The organism is Vibrio sp. NC2, assembly GCF_025195005.1.
Taxonomy (GTDB): domain Bacteria; phylum Pseudomonadota; class Gammaproteobacteria; order Enterobacterales; family Vibrionaceae; genus Vibrio; species Vibrio splendidus.
In genome coordinates, this window is record NZ_JANVFC010000017.1 from 85,235 (window position 1) to 101,833 (window position 16,599).

Annotated in this window: 17 protein-coding genes; 8 read left to right on the forward strand and 9 right to left on the reverse strand. The window is 43.9% G+C overall.

Features of this window, described 5'->3' with window-relative positions:
• Positions 1 to 129: 129 nt before the first annotated feature.
• Entirely contained in the window at positions 130 to 2,202 is a 2,073-nt protein-coding gene (locus tag NX845_RS18260; protein WP_260257050.1) for an alkyl/aryl-sulfatase, read from the forward strand.
• 198 nt (positions 2,203 to 2,400) lie between these two features.
• Here NX845_RS18260 and NX845_RS18265 read toward each other — a convergent pair whose 3' ends face one another.
• Together NX845_RS18265 and NX845_RS18270 are read right to left on the reverse strand one after the other, a co-directional pair.
• Positions 2,401 to 3,315: a LysR family transcriptional regulator gene (locus NX845_RS18265; protein WP_260257051.1), complete on the reverse strand. Its 915-nt coding sequence runs from the start codon at positions 3,313 to 3,315 to the stop codon at positions 2,401 to 2,403.
• Positions 3,316 to 3,324: 9 nt separating this feature from the next.
• Complete coding sequence (locus tag NX845_RS18270; RefSeq protein ID WP_102448103.1) at positions 3,325 to 4,698, reverse strand: MATE family efflux transporter; 1,374 nt, start codon at positions 4,696 to 4,698, stop codon at positions 3,325 to 3,327.
• Positions 4,699 to 5,025: 327 nt separating this feature from the next.
• On the opposite strand from NX845_RS18270, the gene NX845_RS18275 reads away from it, so the two are divergent.
• The 3 genes from NX845_RS18275 (at position 5,026) to NX845_RS18285 (ending at position 7,996) form a co-directional block, all read left to right on the forward strand.
• The gene (locus tag NX845_RS18275) at positions 5,026 to 5,871 is read left to right on the forward strand and encodes an enoyl-CoA hydratase/isomerase family protein (protein WP_102448104.1); all 846 of its coding nucleotides are present in this window, start codon (positions 5,026 to 5,028) and stop codon (positions 5,869 to 5,871) included.
• 210 nt (positions 5,872 to 6,081) lie between these two features.
• The gene (locus NX845_RS18280; RefSeq protein WP_102445489.1) at positions 6,082 to 6,903 is read left to right on the forward strand and encodes an SDR family NAD(P)-dependent oxidoreductase; all 822 of its coding nucleotides are present in this window, start codon (positions 6,082 to 6,084) and stop codon (positions 6,901 to 6,903) included.
• Between the two features lie 217 nt (positions 6,904 to 7,120).
• On the forward strand, positions 7,121 to 7,996 hold the full coding sequence (locus NX845_RS18285; RefSeq protein WP_017059456.1) for a radical SAM protein: 876 nt from the start codon (positions 7,121 to 7,123) through the stop codon (positions 7,994 to 7,996).
• A gap of 131 nt (positions 7,997 to 8,127) precedes the next feature.
• On the opposite strand, the gene NX845_RS18290 is transcribed toward NX845_RS18285, so the two are convergent.
• On the reverse strand, positions 8,128 to 8,712 hold the full coding sequence (locus tag NX845_RS18290) for a TetR/AcrR family transcriptional regulator (protein WP_108117267.1): 585 nt from the start codon (positions 8,710 to 8,712) through the stop codon (positions 8,128 to 8,130).
• A gap of 119 nt (positions 8,713 to 8,831) precedes the next feature.
• On the opposite strand from NX845_RS18290, the gene NX845_RS18295 reads away from it, so the two are divergent.
• Both NX845_RS18295 and NX845_RS18300 read left to right on the forward strand, forming a co-directional pair.
• Positions 8,832 to 9,722, forward strand: coding sequence for a DMT family transporter (locus tag NX845_RS18295; RefSeq protein WP_260257052.1), 891 nt, complete (start codon positions 8,832 to 8,834; stop codon positions 9,720 to 9,722).
• A gap of 33 nt (positions 9,723 to 9,755) precedes the next feature.
• A complete protein-coding gene (locus tag NX845_RS18300) occupies positions 9,756 to 10,157 on the forward strand; it encodes an SAM-dependent methyltransferase (RefSeq protein ID WP_260257053.1) in 402 nt (133 codons plus the stop codon).
• A 57-nt stretch (positions 10,158 to 10,214) separates the two neighbouring features.
• On the opposite strand, the gene NX845_RS18305 is transcribed toward NX845_RS18300, so the two are convergent.
• From NX845_RS18305 to NX845_RS18320, 4 genes are all read right to left on the reverse strand, one after another.
• Complete coding sequence (locus tag NX845_RS18305; RefSeq protein WP_260257054.1) at positions 10,215 to 10,916, reverse strand: lipoyl protein ligase domain-containing protein; 702 nt, start codon at positions 10,914 to 10,916, stop codon at positions 10,215 to 10,217.
• Between the two features lie 129 nt (positions 10,917 to 11,045).
• The gene (locus NX845_RS18310; RefSeq protein ID WP_215515226.1) at positions 11,046 to 11,396 is read right to left on the reverse strand and encodes a hypothetical protein; all 351 of its coding nucleotides are present in this window, start codon (positions 11,394 to 11,396) and stop codon (positions 11,046 to 11,048) included.
• 12 nt (positions 11,397 to 11,408) lie between these two features.
• Positions 11,409 to 11,840: a DUF4279 domain-containing protein gene (locus NX845_RS18315; RefSeq protein WP_260257055.1), complete on the reverse strand. Its 432-nt coding sequence runs from the start codon at positions 11,838 to 11,840 to the stop codon at positions 11,409 to 11,411.
• A 110-nt stretch (positions 11,841 to 11,950) separates the two neighbouring features.
• Entirely contained in the window at positions 11,951 to 12,541 is a 591-nt protein-coding gene (locus NX845_RS18320) for a hypothetical protein (RefSeq protein WP_215515227.1), read from the reverse strand.
• A 91-nt stretch (positions 12,542 to 12,632) separates the two neighbouring features.
• Here NX845_RS18320 and NX845_RS18325 point away from each other — a divergent pair, with 91 nt between their 5' ends.
• Together NX845_RS18325 and NX845_RS18330 are read left to right on the forward strand one after the other, a co-directional pair.
• Positions 12,633 to 13,658: an IS110-like element ISVisp6 family transposase gene (locus NX845_RS18325; RefSeq protein WP_260257056.1), complete on the forward strand. Its 1,026-nt coding sequence runs from the start codon at positions 12,633 to 12,635 to the stop codon at positions 13,656 to 13,658.
• A gap of 586 nt (positions 13,659 to 14,244) precedes the next feature.
• Complete coding sequence (locus tag NX845_RS18330; RefSeq protein WP_198594813.1) at positions 14,245 to 15,201, forward strand: IS110 family transposase; 957 nt, start codon at positions 14,245 to 14,247, stop codon at positions 15,199 to 15,201.
• A 22-nt stretch (positions 15,202 to 15,223) separates the two neighbouring features.
• Here NX845_RS18330 and NX845_RS18335 read toward each other — a convergent pair whose 3' ends face one another.
• Both NX845_RS18335 and NX845_RS18340 read right to left on the reverse strand, forming a co-directional pair.
• Positions 15,224 to 15,646, reverse strand: a complete 423-nt coding sequence (locus NX845_RS18335) for a hypothetical protein (protein ID WP_065682920.1) — start codon at positions 15,644 to 15,646, stop codon at positions 15,224 to 15,226.
• Positions 15,647 to 15,834: 188 nt separating this feature from the next.
• Positions 15,835 to 16,449 (reverse strand): leucine-rich repeat domain-containing protein, encoded by a 615-nt coding sequence (locus NX845_RS18340; protein ID WP_017094860.1) that lies wholly within the window; start codon positions 16,447 to 16,449, stop codon positions 15,835 to 15,837.
• Between the last annotated feature and the right edge of the window lie 150 nt (positions 16,450 to 16,599).

Sequence of the window (16,599 nt, forward strand, 5' to 3'; positions counted from 1 at the left end):
CCCAACCATTGCATGATTCAATACATAGCCAATCGTGATGTATTAAATAAAGCTTACTTTATTTTTTGCTATATGTCTTATTCCTATAATCGCCTCAACGAAACAAAATTCTGAAATGAAGAGGCTCTTATGACAACTTCTCGCACGTTCAAAAATGCATCACTGTTCCTGGCTATCTCGCTCGCATTCCCGGCAATTGCAGCTAACCATGACCACGCACACTTCAGCGAAATTGGCGACCAAGGTGGCAAAAGCGCAACCGAGATGACGACCAAAGCAAACCAAGAGTTCGCAAAAACACTTAACTTTGCCGACACTCGCGCTTTCGACAATAACAACAAAGGTCTAATTGCTAGCTTTGATCAAGAGACGGGCGACATCATTCGTAATAGCTTTAACTTCATCGATCCAAGTGTGACGAATGCAGACCAAGCACCAGATTCAGTAAACCCTTCACTGTGGCGCCAAGCGGTATTGAACCAAGCGGCAGAAGGTTTATATGAAGTTGTTCCGGGTAAAGTTTACCAAGTTCGAGGCGCGGATTTAGCGTCTATCTCTTTCATTCGTAGTGACAACGGTTGGATCGCCTACGACGTTCTTCTTACCAAAGAATCAGCCGCCAAATCACTCGAATTCTTCAAGAACAATGTGCCTGATGGCGGTGAACTGCCAGTCGTTGCAATGATTTACTCTCACTCGCACGCTGATCACTTTGGTGGCGCAAGAGCAATCAAAGACGCGTATCCAGATGTAAAAGTGTACGGTTCGAAAAACATCACCAAAGAAATCGTCGACGAAAACGTACTGGCGGGTAACGCAATGTCTCGTCGTACTGCTTATCAATATGGCGCGACCTTGAACCGACATGAACACGGTATTGTGGATGCGGCACTGTCGAAAGGCTTATCAACTGGTAGCATTACTTACGTATTGCCAGACTACGAGCTGAACCATAACGAAGAGATTGAAACTCTGGTTATCGACGGCCTAGAAATGCAATTCATGGATGCTTCAGGTACCGAAGCGGCATCAGAAATGGTGACGTATATTCCCAGCATGAAAGCACTTTGGACTGGCGAACTGACCTACCAAGGCATGCACAACCTGTACACGCTGCGTGGCGCTAAAGTACGTGACGGCTTGAAATGGTCTAAGAAGATCAACGAAATGTTAGTCACTTGGGGTGAAGAAACAGAGGTGTTGTTTGCGTCTCACTCAGCCCCAATCTGGGGTGAAAAAGAGATTTCTGATTACCTAAAAATGCAGCGTGATGCTTACGGTTTTACTCATAACCAAACGCTTCGTTTAGCCAATAACGGTGTGGTTCTACAAGACATCGGTGACGAGATTTACAAGGTAATGCCAGACAGTATTCAACAGTCTTGGCACACCAATGGTTACCACGGTACTTACTCTCACAACGCTCGCGCTGTGTACAACATGTATCTTGGTTACTTCGACATGAACCCAGCTAACCTTAATCCATTACCAATCGAGCCAGAATCGGTGAAGTTTGTTGAGTACATGGGCGGCAGCGACGCTGTGATTGAAAAAGCGCAGCAAGATTTCCAAGAAGGTGAATACCGCTTCGTTGCAACAGCACTGAATAAGGTGATTCAAGCTGAGCCTGAGAACAAAGTTGCACGTGGCTTATTGGCAGATACTTACGAGCAATTGGGTTATCAATCAGAAGGTGCAGGTTGGAGAAACATCTACCTAACGGGCGCTCAAGAGCTTCGTATTGGCACACAACCGGGCGCACCAAAAACTGCATCTCCGGATGTATTGGCTAACATGACCATTGAGAACTTGTTGGATTACTTGGCAGTTAAAGTGGATTCGCTAAAGGCACAAGAAACACCATTTACGTTGAATATTCAGCTGCCTGATGTGCAAGAGTTCTACTACGTTGAGATGTCTAACGGTAACCTGAACAACATTCAAGTGAACGAGCTGCAAGATGCGGATACAACACTGATCATCAATAAGTCTGACGTGTCTGATATCGTACTTAAGAAAACAAGCCTAGGAAAACTGTTAGAAGATGGACAAGCAGGAGTGAAAGGTGATAAGACATCGCTTAACAAACTGCTGTCTTCACTGACAGAAGCTGACACCTCTTTTGAGATTGTTCCTCGTCCAAACAAAGGCGAAGAAGTTGATGCCGAGCTATACCAAGATTCAGCGGTACACGCGCATTAAACGTCCGAAACGCTAAATAGATAAAATAACAGCAGTAAGCTAGAAAAAACGTTCTATAAAGAACATAAAACAAGCCCCTACCTTTTGGTCGGGGCTTTCTTATTTGTTCTCAATAAGTGCTTCTTGAACGCTACTGCGTTTGCTCTCTTACTGAGGCTGAGAGCTTAATGAAACTGATAATTTGTTGAAGCTGATAGATTACTGAGCTTGACCGTTTACTTCGCAATCCCAATAAGAAGGTGAACCATAATATTGAACAAAATAATCGATAAATACGCGCACCTTAGGCGCAAGCAGCTGTGCACTTGGGTATACCGCCCAGATAGCCGCCTCATCCTTTAAAGGGTAATCTGGCAACACCTCAACCAGCGAACCTTCCGCGAGCTGCTTGTATGCTATCCAAGTCGCACACATAGCAATGCCCAAGCCATCGACACATACATCCCTTACCGCTTCACCGTGATCAACACGGATCGCACCTTTTTTCTTGATGGTGACATAGCCTTCTGGTGTATCAAACGTCCATCCCTCCAAGCCAGTTTGATTGATGCACTGATGTTGCTTGAGGTCTTCTGGTGTTTTCGGATAGCCATGAGCTGCCAAATATTCTGGCGATGCACACAAAATACGTTTATCAGTCGAGAGCTTACGAGCGATCAGGCTTGAGTTTTGTAGCTCCGCATTACGAATCGCCACATCAAATCCGCCATCGACCAGATCGACGATTGAATCACTGAGTGAAATGTCCACCGACAGATCTGGATACTTAGCCAAAAACCCTTTCAAAGCAGGCATAACATGCATGCGACCAAACGAAGAAGGTGCAGATATTCGCAACACCCCTTTTGGTAATTCATTACCGGTTCCGACAGAGGCAACACCCGCTTCGACACTAAAAAGGATTTGCTTGGCGTGAGGAAGAAATGCCATGCCTTCTTCGGTCAGGGAAACCTTTCTCGTGGTGCGATGCACAAGACGAGCACCTAGGCTCTCTTCGAGCTTTCCGATATGAATACTGGCTACCGGAGGTGACAACCCAAGCTCTTGTCCTGCTTGACTTATATTGTGCGTAGACGCGAGTCGCACAAACAATTTCAGATGTTCAATGTTCATCAATAATGGCTAGCCTGCGCTGAGTACACGCTGCTTATTGGCCGCAGCGGCACGGGGAATAATGTGAGTTTTAATATAGGCATTAAGCTTAAACCATGCAAAAGCGCCCGCTAAAACATTGGCGACGGTCGCAGCAATAACCGCATTGATCATGTCTCCAGTTATCGAGCCGAGCCATAACGCCGGAATGTAGAAAACAAACAAGCGTAAGAAAGAGACATTCAAAGCTTTACGAGGCACACCCAAGGCATTAAAGACCGAAGCAACCAACATGCAAAGCCCAAGCGGCCCATAGCTGAACGGTATAAATAACAAGGTCACTTCAAACCAGCTGCGTATGCTTTGTTCTTCCGAGATAACAGGAATAATCCAGCCACTAAACAGCGCCAGCAATGCTGCCATCACGGTGTGGAAAACCAATAAGAACTTCGCTGTTGTATTCAATAGCTCAGGGATTTTGCATCGCTGCTGCGCCCCTAAGTAACGACCAATCATAGGCGGTATGGACATCGTCAGAGCAAGAGAAAACACCAACATAAAGCTTTCAACACGGGCGAGTAAGCTCCAAAAAGCCATCTCATTGGTTCCGATTCTCGCAATCAAAAGCATTGAAAAGAACGCGCTGACCGCAGGTAATATCTGATTCGCTGTGGTTGGCATTACCGTCTTAAATAACTCAAAACTGTAGCCTTTGATTTGGTTACGGCACGCGCCATTGAAGCCAAACCAAGCTTTGCCGCGAGACTTGATTAACATGTAGATTGCGCCGAATGCATAGCCAATGCTCGATGCGATCGCCGCCCCTGCAATGCCCATATCCAATCCAAAGATCAGAATAGGGTCGAGAATTAGGTTAATCACGCTGGCAGCCAAGAACATGCTGCCGGTTGTTTTAGTATCATCATTGGCTCGATAAACGCAGGTGGCCAGATAAAGCACCGCCACCATCAATGCACTGAACAGCCACAACGGCCAATACACATTAAAAATCGACAGCATGGATTGGTATTGGACGTCAGAGACATCATTCACAAACGACGCAAAAACAGAATCGCTAAAAACAATCAGGCCTATGCAGATCAAAGCAATCACCAAGACACCAAACCCGACCGACAACGTCGCAATTGAAGTAGATTTACGTTGCTCTTTTGCCCCTACCGCTTGAGAAATAATGGACGTTGCCGCGACACCGATTCCCACTTGAACACCGGTAAACGCCGCTTGGAATGGCAAGGTGATACCGTGAACCGCCAACTCATTCACCCCTAGCTGACCAATAAAGATCGAATCGACCAATTGCACCATCATGATCGCAAACACACCCAGCGTCAGTGGCAGTGTTTTCTCAATAATGGTTTTCAAAGTCGCGGATCTCATCTGCATCGGTCGGTTTACTCTTGTCTGTACTTTGGGGCTAATTACCTAGTTGAGCAGTATACGAAGCTAAATGAAAAGGATAAGAGCGCCAAACAAGGAATGAGTTTTTAGGTTTCGTTGACAATCGAATTAGCAAGATACCTTCAACGCTAGAACAAGAAGCTAAGATATTGAATAAAATGAAATTACTAAACTCATCAACACTCTTAATAATTCGTTAATAGTGTTTCGTTTAATGGTTAATTGTTGGTTCGAACATTCCTCGTTAGCCTGAATTTAGGTCGCATTCACACTGAATAGGCTGAAATGAAATATCTCAGAAGGAATATGGAAATGGCATATCAAGGTTATACAACGTTTAAAGCTCAAGCCGAGGATGGGATCCTTACCGTCACTTTTGACTTCGGTACTGTGAATGTTCAAGGGCAAGAGATGCTTGCCGACCTCAATGGTTTAGCAATGAGACTAGAGCGCGATCGTGACATCAAGGTCGTGGTATTTCAGTCAGCAAACCCTGAAGTTTGGGTCTGTCACTACGACACCAATCTATTAAAAGACATGTCGACAGAAGCCGTTTCTCGTGAAGAAGCGAAGTTACTCGACCTGCAAGTGGTGCTCGAAAGAATCAGCAAACTGCCACAAGCTACAATTGCCAAGCTTGAAGGCTTCGCTCGAGGTGGAGGCCACGAATTTGCACTAGCATGTGACATGCGATTCGCAGCTCGTGGTAAATACAAATTCATGCAAATGGAAGTGGGTATGGGCATCCTTCCTTGCGGTGGCGGCGCATCACGTATGGCACGCCAAGTCGGCTTAGGTCGCGCACTTGAAATCGTCCTAAGTGCACGAGACTTTGATGCTGACGAAGCCGAAGCATACGGCACCATCAACAAGGCACTAGAGCCGGATGAAATTGGTGAATACGTCGATACGCTTGCCAAACGAATTGCTCAATTCCCTGCCGAATCGATCAATGCATGTAAGCAAGCGGTGTACGAGTCTATCGATAAACCGATCGACGAAGCACTCAAAGCAGAGGCCTACTGGTTGTATCAAGCCACCAGCAAAACACCTGCGGTTAAGCGCTTCCAAATTGCCGATGATCAAGGCCTAGAGCACGATATGGAAAACCAACGCAATTGGGAAACTCTGGTTATGAACGTTCAAGACATCAAATAACTCGTTCACTGCTCTTAATTTGGGTCAGCCACAAACTGACCCATAGTCTTACTTAATCGTTAAACGCCAACGGTTAACCACCAAGTGTTAAAATGGTCATTATTTGTCCCATAGACTCACATTTGAGTCTTCAGCTTGTGAGCCAAATGCAACTATGTGTCATTAATCTTTGTTATAAAGTTGTTCAAACTATTTTTTGAAGGACGGAACATGCAAAAAATAATTCTGATCACAGGGGCCACGGATGGCATTGGTTTAGAGACCGCAAAAGCACTGACGCAACAAGGGCACCATGTTCTGATTCATGGCCGCAACCCAGCTAAGGTCAATAAAGTCGTGACCGCTCTGTCTCGCCTGTCTAAGAATGCAATCATCGAAAGCTACATCGCAGATCTATCGACGCTCGCTGAAGTTGAGGCGCTCGCAACCCAAATCAAAAGCGATCACAAACGACTCGATATACTCATTAACAACGCAGGTGTGTATAAAGTGTCGGACATCACCACTCCAGACAATCTTGATGTGCGTTTTGTCGTAAACACAATTGCGCCGTATCTCCTGACACAAAAGCTGCTTCCTCTTTTTGATGCGACAGGTCGTATCGTCAACCTATCTTCAGCAGCCCAAGCCCCCGTCGATTTGGATGCATTAATCAGCCCGAATGCGGGTGAACTTGATGGTCCGGTTTACGCGCAAAGTAAACTCGCACTAACGATGTGGTCCATCGAATTAGCCAATACTCTTTTAGACAAAGGCACCGCAATTATCCCTGTAAACCCAGCTTCTTTCCTTGGTAGTAAATTAGTGAAAGATGCTTATGGCGTTGATGGTAACGACCTAGCGATTGGAGCCGACATTCTTTGTCGTGCTGCGCTCAGTGATGAGTTTGCCAACGCTTCTGGTCAATATTTTGATAATGATTCTGGGTTGTTCAAAGACCCGCACGCCGACGCATTAGACAACACAAAGAACCACAAGCTGGTGACAGTGCTTGATCAATTACTCGAAGAAAAGCTGTGCGTTGCGCACTGATCATTCATTAGTAAAAAACGACCACTAACACTCCCACCCACCCCCACACACACAATCCAAGCCGCAGTTCTATCCATACAGACAAAGAACTGCGCGCTCTTTCGATTATTAAAATTTCTTTAATACTGATTCCCCGCTTTGCCCAATTATCACCCAATATGCAAATTGCTAAACTTGCCCTCGTCGAAACAACACAGGCTACGGCCGAGGAGCATTTATGCGTTTTGAAGGTAAAGTTTATCGTCCTTGGATGGAAGCAGAGAGCGTACTCATCCAGACAACATTGGGGTGCAGTAACAACCAATGTACCTTCTGCACGATGTTTGATGATAAGCGTTTCAAAGTAAGAGATATCAAAGACATCTTTGAAGATATTGATGCAGCGAGAAAAATCTACCCGCATGTTGAATCTATCTTTTTGGTCGATGGTAACGTAATGGCGATTAGAACCGAGATGCTGATTTCGATTCTGGATTACATCAAGATCACCTTCCCAGAGATCAAGAACATTTCTCTGTATTCAGGGTTCAATGACTTCCGTCGTAAGAGCTTGTCTGAATTAAAAGAGATTAAGTCGGCAGGTTTAAGCATGGCCTATTCAGGCTTGGAGTCAGGTGACCCAATTGTGCTTGAACGCATTCAAAAGCGCATGACGCGTGAGCATGCGATTGAAGGCATGAACCTAGCCCGTGAAGCAGACATCAAGGTACTGGCTTCTTTCATCTTTGGCCTTGGCGGCAAAGAGCGTTCTATAGAGCATGCGATTAATACCACCAGCTTGCTGAACATCATGCAGCCGGATGCGATTGCACCAATGGCTTTAGCCGTTCAACCGGGATCGGTGTTGGAAAAAGAAGTAAACCGTGGCGAGTTTGTTTTACCAACGCCATTGCAGATTCTGGAAGAAGAAAAATACTTACTCGAAAACCTAGAAGATTTCGATTGCTACTACTGGGGCGACCACGGCAATAACATCTCACCAATGCGTGGCATGTTGCCTCAAGCTCGCAAGCCGTTTCTTGATAAGATCAATCAAGACATCGCGCATAACCCGATCACCAAGCAAAATGTTATTAAGACCTTTGCTTGGTAAGCACTCGATTTAGCTCGTAACCAGTAAACGTAAACAGACCAAACGACAGGCGTTGCAGCTCCCTATTATGGAATAATCAAAGTCCAGCAGCGCCTAACGTATGTTTTATTTTTTCAGGTTTACAGCCCTACCTAAGCCAAAGCCGCTAACAACAAGTCAGTACTCGCTTCCACGTGAGCAACAATCTCTTGTTCTGTGGGTGCAGGCATTCCCATCAACACACCATCTCTGACACTCATCACCATACCAAGCCAAAGCTTAATTTTGGTTTGTGGTTCTTCAATATCGAATCGTTCATTGAAAAACTGAGCAAGCACGCAATCGGTATCATCTGGGCCAACGTCCATAAAACGGCTGACCAATTCTGGAGACTTGCTGCCTTCTGCTATCAACAGCTTAAAGGTCGCAATATGTTCGCTCGAAAGGTGAAACAAAACGAAGTCTTTTGCGAAGCCCAATAGTGCTTGCCGAGTATCGGTGTGTTGCAAATGCACCACCAGCTTATCGTCTGTCTGGCTACCCATTTGTCTTAACGTCGCTTCAAACAACACATCTTTAGAAGAGAAGTAACGATAAAGCGTTTGCTTCGTCATTTCCGCTTCACTAGCGACTCGGTCCATGCTGGTTTGCACATAGCCTTCCGCGAGGAATATCTCCTTCGCCGCTTTTAAAATCGCGAGTCGTTTCTTCTCTTTGTTCTGCTCAATCTTACTCATGACTTCATCCACCCCAAAACAGAGATCATACTTTAAAGTATGATTTGTGTTGACTCAACCAATTTTTAAAATCATACTCATCGGTATGATTTGTTGGTAACAGATAATTGGATAGAGAAATGACAACAATGAACCTCCCTAAAACTGAAGTAAGAAACACTCGAACCCTCGGCTTTACCCTTGCGATCGCAGGTGCCGTATTAATGAGTATTGACCCAATCTTTATTCGTTATGCGGGTGTCAGCGGATTTGATACGGCCTTCTTGTTCGGCTTATTCAGCGCAATTTCGATGCCGATTTTGCTTAAATTCAACGACAAACGTGGAATACGAAAGGCAGTAGCACAAAGCGGTTGGCCATTGTTGGCAGCGGGTATTCTTATGCTCGGCAGCGCATCGGGTTTGGTGTTCAGCATTAAGATGACCTCGATTGCCAATACCTTTGTGATCCTCAGTGCAGCCCCTGCTGTGGCCGCTATTTTCAGCTGGTTGATCCTAAAAGAAGCCACTAGCCGATCGACCTTAATTGCGATTGTGGCAGTGATGATTGGTATTACGATTGTCGTTTCAGGTTCGTTTTCTTCAGGGAACTGGATGGGTGATGCTTTAGCGGTATTCGCAGTGATCTGTTTATCTATGATGTTTACCTTGCTGCGTAAATATCAAGACGTCAGCCGATTGGCGAGTGTGGGCCTAGGTGGTTTGTTGCTAGCGGTTGTGATGTTTTTCTTTGCAACACCATCAAGCTACAGCGTTGAAACGTGGTTAATCATGGGCATGATGGGCTTGTTTACGGCACCTGTTGGCAGAGTGTTATCTATGGTCGCAACACGCCACATTACCGCGCCAGAGGTATCAATGACTCTGATGTTGGAAACTGTGTTAGCACCAGTTTGGGCGTTTATCTTCTTCACCGAGATCCCGCCAACAACCAGTATTATCGGTGGTGTGGTGATCTTGATTACGATCTTCATCTACACCTTAGTGACCATGAAAAACGATGACAAATAAAGAGATTAATAAAGAGACTAATAGGAGCTAAATATGTCTGCTGAACTGAAATTTATTGGCCGAATTGCCACGCCTTATAACTTGGTTTCAGAGTGCCCGAATAATATCCAACCGGGCAACGGTCCGATCTGTGAAATCATCTTAGATGACGTTTACCAACAAGGTTTGCTAGGCCTAAACAGTGGCGAGCACATCTTGATCTTGTATTGGTTAGAAGGCGCAAAACGAGACGAACTGATACAAAGCTGGGATGAAGAGACGCCGACCAAAGGCACCTTCGCACTGCGTTCACCACACAGACCAAACCCAATCGGTACAGCCGTGTTACCGATTGAAAAAATCGAGAATGGCACCGTAACCGTGAGAGGCTTAGATTGCTTAAACAACACACCACTGTTGGATATCAAGCCGGCGATCTATAGAGAGAAGGGATAAGCGAGAAGTTGGCCTTCCTAAACCAAAAGCGAGCTGTGCGTTAGCGAAAGGAAGGCATTACGCATACTTGATGAAAGCTTGGCTTAATCTCTGAAAGAGTGAATCTACGTTAGGAAGGCTCGTCAAATGCGCGGACAAGGGAGTATGAACCTGCGCATCCACTACGATTGGGTTGTCGCAAATTTGATTATAAAAATTCACAGGCGCAACGATGTTCTCTAAGTCGGCATCTAACAAGATACAAGCTTGCGAAAGTACAATTTGGCCGCCCCCTTGTTTAAGCAATACACGTTGCGCAGTACCCACTATTTTTTGTTTATTGATATTGAGGTTGTAGTCACCATCGCAATAAGAACCGGGAGTGGCGTGCACATCCACATCGATGCCCAATTCTTTGAAAAACAGGGTTAATACATTGCACAGATGTCGATACGCTTTTTGGATATTGTAGGCTTCATCGCGAGGCCAATGGTAAATGTGCGATAAGTTAATGATCCCCGGCAGTTGGGGAACGGGAGCGCCACCTGTTTTACGCGAGGTAAGCTGCCAGCCTTGTGCCGCGAGTTGTTTTCTAGACTCTACGGTCACAGGCCACTTTTTACCTGCGGGCAAAACGAGTGTCGGCGTTTTTGCTTGCCACAGCATTAAGGCTTGCGCAATCCCACCAGCCTGTATTTGCTGCAATAATTCAGCTTCTTTTTCAAACGCACGATCAACATCAATGTGCGGGTAACGTACGAGTTTATTCGTTAACTTCAATGCACTTTTCCTCTACAGATTGTGGTGACTTAGTATTTAGCGTTCTGGGATGGTTGATGATAGACCGGACTATATAGGATAGAAACAGCGCTAAAGTTTAGTTATTGGCGCCATAGTCGTTTTTACACGTCACAAAGGTTTAGTTAATAAACTTTCCATCCTTTCAAACTCAACTGGTGATAAGTCACACTGAAACATATACTTGTCATTGTCTAATGTATGCAATTCAACAAGGTATCCAGTATCGTAATTATGATAATTTTTATCTCTTAAACTGATTAGACGTAATACAGTACCTGGTTTTATCGCCCATCCTGTAACGTCTCCAGCGCGGTAGTAGAGCCAACCATCACTTCGACTTAAGTAAATAGAATGTGTAGTACGCTTTTTATAACCTTTAGGCTTGAAAAAATACCTATACAACGCCACTAACGGCTGAAAACCTAACTTAGTTTCTATCTGCCACTCGAATGATTTCATTTATGGACCTCACTAATTTTCAGGGTACGCGCATAAAACAATGGAGATACCTAAATCCGCAGTGTTTTTTAATAACGGTGGTTCCAAATAGATACTCATATTTATGCTGTCAACAATAAACCAGCCAACAAAGTATTCAATTACCCCACCAGTAGCGCGCAATTTATTGAAGAAGTCTTTGTGCTTTTCTAATTTTGCATTTTTTTGAGCAATAAACTCTTCGAATAAAACGTCTTCTGCATCTATTCGTTTACCATCACATAAATCTAAATTCCAGAACATGTCCTCATATGAACCACCAAGAAGCCTACCGTTTTTTGTTACCCTCAAGTCGCCTGTGTCATGTGAGTTCGTAGGTGATAAAGATAACGTGTCACTTATCGTTTTAGCATCAACTTGAGGATGTGAAATTTTTAATGAGACACTAAACTTATAATCTGGCACCGACTCTCCCTAAAAACATAACGTCTACTTAAGCGGACGAGAATAGTTAACTAAAAATGTGTAGCAAAGCGGAACTGAGCCAACTGTTTGAGTTCCGTTTAAAGTGCTTGTTATAGCGCTAGTCTACGATCTAAGCCCTTAACTACAAAGCCTCTTGCATTTTTCTTTTTAAATATCGTCGGAACATGCAACAAAAAACTTTCCCATTGATAATCACTTCTATTTCTCTCTGTAGATTGAATATAGTTTTTTAAGTCTACTGCCGATTCTCGGTTAAAAGCCCAAAGGATTTCCCCTTTATACGATAAGGAATAAAAGGCATCTTCAGGCCAGTTTAAAATATGAATTTTACGAGAATAACAACTATTACAGGAATATGAACCAATATCCCCACCACTTTTCGGCGTTAGATAGCGAGAGTGTGACCAATCGGTAGCTTTATAGCCCTCTGGTAGATCTTTGATAGCATCTATTGAACATCCATGCAGATTTGCAAAATACATTGCTCCATGCCAGTTATGCCCATAGCTATCACGAAATGGGCAATATTCAAATATGTCACTTTTCTCAAAATACTCTACATCTTTTTTGAGTGAAATTTTAACAACTTCAGAAAACTCAAAAACTACATGCTCTCCACAACAAGGACAAATGATATCTACTGTGTGGGGCATTGGATTAAGATCATAAATTCCAGTCACTGCAACCTCATCGCGCTATAACAAATGACATGGATTCCCCCTACCGAGGATCTGCCACACTTATGTGGTACTTAAATGCATCGGAGGCACCATGTCTGATTATTCTTATTTCTGCGGTATCGACCTAGCTAAAAACCACTTTAGTCTTCATGCCGTAGACCAAAATGGTAAGGTCATACTTCATAAGTCAGTAACCCGCTCTAAACTACTGACTACAATAGCAAATATGCCACTCATGCGTATAGGCGTTGAAGCGTGTGGTGGTGCACATTATTGGGCAAGAACACTCAATAAACTGGGTCACGACACCCGCATTATGGCTGTTAAATACGTAATTCCTTATCGAACTAAGGGAAAAAACGACCTTAATGATGCAGTCGCTATCTGCGAAGCTGTTCAGCGGCCATCAACTCGCTTTGTGCCCGTAAAATCCCCCGAGCAACAAGCTATCTTATCGGTACATAGAATGAGAGAGCATTGGGTTCGTGAACGCACCGCGCTCATGAATCGCATGCGCGCCCTACTTTCTGAGTTCGGGTTGATCATTCCCGTTGGTCGCTCTTCGTTAATGAAACAGGTTCACTTAATGCTGGAAGATGCAGAAAATGAACTGCCACATCTCGCTAGAACGGTGATTGCCGATGCTTATCATCACCTTGGTGAATTAAATCAACGTATCGCCGATACTGAACAAGTCTTCGACTCTTTTGCTAAGGTCAGCGCTAATGTTCAACGAGTGATGAAAGTTCGAGGTATTGGGCCGCAAACCGCTACTGCGATACTTGCTTCGATAGGCAATGGTTCTCAATTTGATAAAAGCCGTGATTTCTCTGCTTGGCTAGGACTCGTACCAAAGCAATATTCCACAGGAGGAAAACCTCGCTTAGGCCGAATAACCAAACACGGTGATAAATACTTACGAACACTATTAGTTCATGGCGCAAGGACCGTGATTGCCAACCTTGGCGACAAGCAAGATAAGTTAAGTCAGTGGTGTCGCGGCGTTCTAGAACGAAGAGGAATGAACCGAGCAATAGTGGCACTGGCCGCGAAGAACGCACGAATTATATGGTCGCTTTTACACAATCAAACAGAATATGAAAACTATGCTGCTTAAGTAGAAACCTAAGCAGCATAAAGAGTTAAACCCACCGGGTCATTGCAGACGCTAATGATGGAGATAGGTTAAGACCACTTGCGGAGAGCCTGTTAATGCGGCGGACACACTAGATGTCATCTAACGAATAAGGCACCGCAGTCGCGCAAGTCATCAGGGCCACGACGTATGCGAATCGTCGATAAGTAGGCCGAATGTAGAGCGGCAGTCCAAAACCCATCAACATAAGTTTAGCGGATGTTTGACAACCGGGGGAATCCATGTAGCCGCATTAAGGTGTGAACAACGCGACCACTGAACCCAACCATACCACCGTAAACACAAGACTCAACGATGGAATAAAAAATGCCAAGCGTTGAGAATCACTCTTAAATGCTTTGTATGGATAATAAGCACTCCAATCGGGTAATGTGAGACCCAGGCTTTAGCTGCAACTAAAGCTTTCTATGTAGTAGTTCGTTTAAACGCTGGCTCCTCTATCGAGAGACCGATAACAAACATGAACGCTACATAGGACTTCAAGCATAAACCTCGAATAGTCGACTGGGTCTCGAACCCGCATTACGCAAGCATGAGTTAGCTTATTATGAATACCAAAATCAATCAAAGCATCAACGTTGGAGTTGATACCGGCAAAACACAATTAGACATCCACATCAGGCCACTAGACCTATTTTTCTCAGTAGAGAACAATGATAAAGGCATCAAAAAAGCACTCAAAACGATTAAGAGTCACAGTCCTGAACGAATCGTTATTGAAGCAACAGGCCGATTAGAAATGCCTTTTGTTCTTGCATGTGCAGAGGCTCAATTACCTATTGTCAGAGCAAACCCTGTCCACATAAAACGGTTCGCTGGTGCTATTGGCCGCAGAGCCAAAAATGATCGTTTAGATGCAGAATTGATTGCTCACTATGGAGAAGCAATCAAACCAGCTCTTACTGTCATAAAGCCAAAAAACATACGCCTAATGAGTGACTTAGTCATTCGCCGAAACCAGTTGTTATCCATGCAAACCATGGAAAAGAACCGAATCCAGATACTTCCCGCTTCTCTCCATCCGACTATCAAACCGATGCTAACCACGATAAAAAATCAAATCACCAAGTTAGAAGAAAAGCTCGTTAAACTCATTGAAGATAGCCCTGAATATCAGGCTAAAAACACAATATTGCAGAGCGTCCCTGGAATAGGAAACATTGCCGCTGCATCAATAATTAGCAACGTACCAGAACTTGGCTACATCACAAATAAACAAGCGGCATCACTAATTGGTGTCGCTCCAATAACACGCGAAAGTGGGCGCTACAAAGGTAAGCACGTGATCCAAGGCGGTAGAGCGCAAGTACGCACAGTGTTATATATGGCAATGATGTCAGCCATGCAATGTAACCCCGTATTCAGAGCAACTTATGCTCGACTTGTAGCTGCCGGAAAGCCTAAGAAAGTCGCAATAATCGCGTGTGTTCGAAAGATGGTTGTGACTCTTAACTCTATGCTGAGAGATGGCGCCATGTGGGATGAAAACACTGCCAAAAATTAATCATTGACGCCATAGTCGTTTGTTATGTGTTTGTTCTGTTAAGCACGATTGCACCACTAAAATCGACCGGTCGTTTACCTGAGGGAAGCATGTTTATTCGAATACTATCTTTTGATACAAACTCTACAATACCGTAAATTTTTTTAATTTTGCCATTATTATTTCTGATAACTAGAACAAATTCTGATGGTATTGCAGATGGATCATAATGGTATTTGATCGTCCCTCTATTCCTAACAACAGTATCCTTAATTGAGATTCCATCGTTGATTACATCGGCACTACCGTCAGAATTAAAAATAAAAGAACCTTCGATTCCTTTCTCATCAACACCAGTCCAAACGCCAACGATTGGAGTGTTATGTGAAAAAGTCTCTTCAGTAGATACACACCCTGATAAAAACATAAAGAACGTTATGAGCATGATATGCTGTAATACTTTCACTAAATATCCTTTTCCTAATTTGATACTGATTCAACAAGCAGTGTTTATTTCAAATGTCGATTACTTAAATTTGCAGAATACACCGGGTCACATAACGCCCGCAATAAGGTGTGCCCCACTGAACCAGCCAAGCACACTGAACTCCAAACCAAAACTGCCGAGTGTAATGCATCACCTTGATTGCATTGTTATGTGCTGACACGATTGCATGCTTCAATTTCTATTGCTTTTAGATGCAGACAACGTTCAGTACCACTCAATGATAACAAGTTTGGACAGTTATACAGGTCTAAAACCTCAAGGTTAGTTAGTTTTTCGATACCCTTTAAAGATCCGAGTTTCCTTGATGTAAGGTATAACTTTTTGAGTCCAGACATTGCCGAAATAGCCTCTAAATTACTCTGAGGGTAATTTTGGATATTTAGATGTTCAACCGTTGAAAGGTCAAGCAACGAGCTTAAACCCTTAGACCACGTAACCTTAGCTACTTTTAATTTTGAAAACGATGAAAAATCAACTTTCTGAGCCGACTTATATTGCAAACCAATGACCTCTAATTGCGGCAGTGATTCAATGATCTTTACACCTTTGGACTCCCAGCAATAAAGTTCTAAGCTTCTTAAGAAAGCCAACTTTGAAAGAAATGAAAGATCATGTCCTTTGAACCCGAATGAATCAGATAGTCTTAGTGCAAAAATACCGTGTTCTTGCATGTAACATGCGTAATCATCACTCCATGCACCTTTTAATATGAGAACTTTCCCGATTCCATTCTCATCATTCCTTAATTCAAAGTTATTCATAACCCCTCTTTAGCACATAACGAATGACATGGATTCCCCCTACCGAGGATCTGCCACACTTATGTGGTACTTAAATGCATCGGAGGCACCATGTCTGATTATTCTTATTTCTGCGGTATCGACCTAGCTAAAAACCACTTTAGTCTTCAT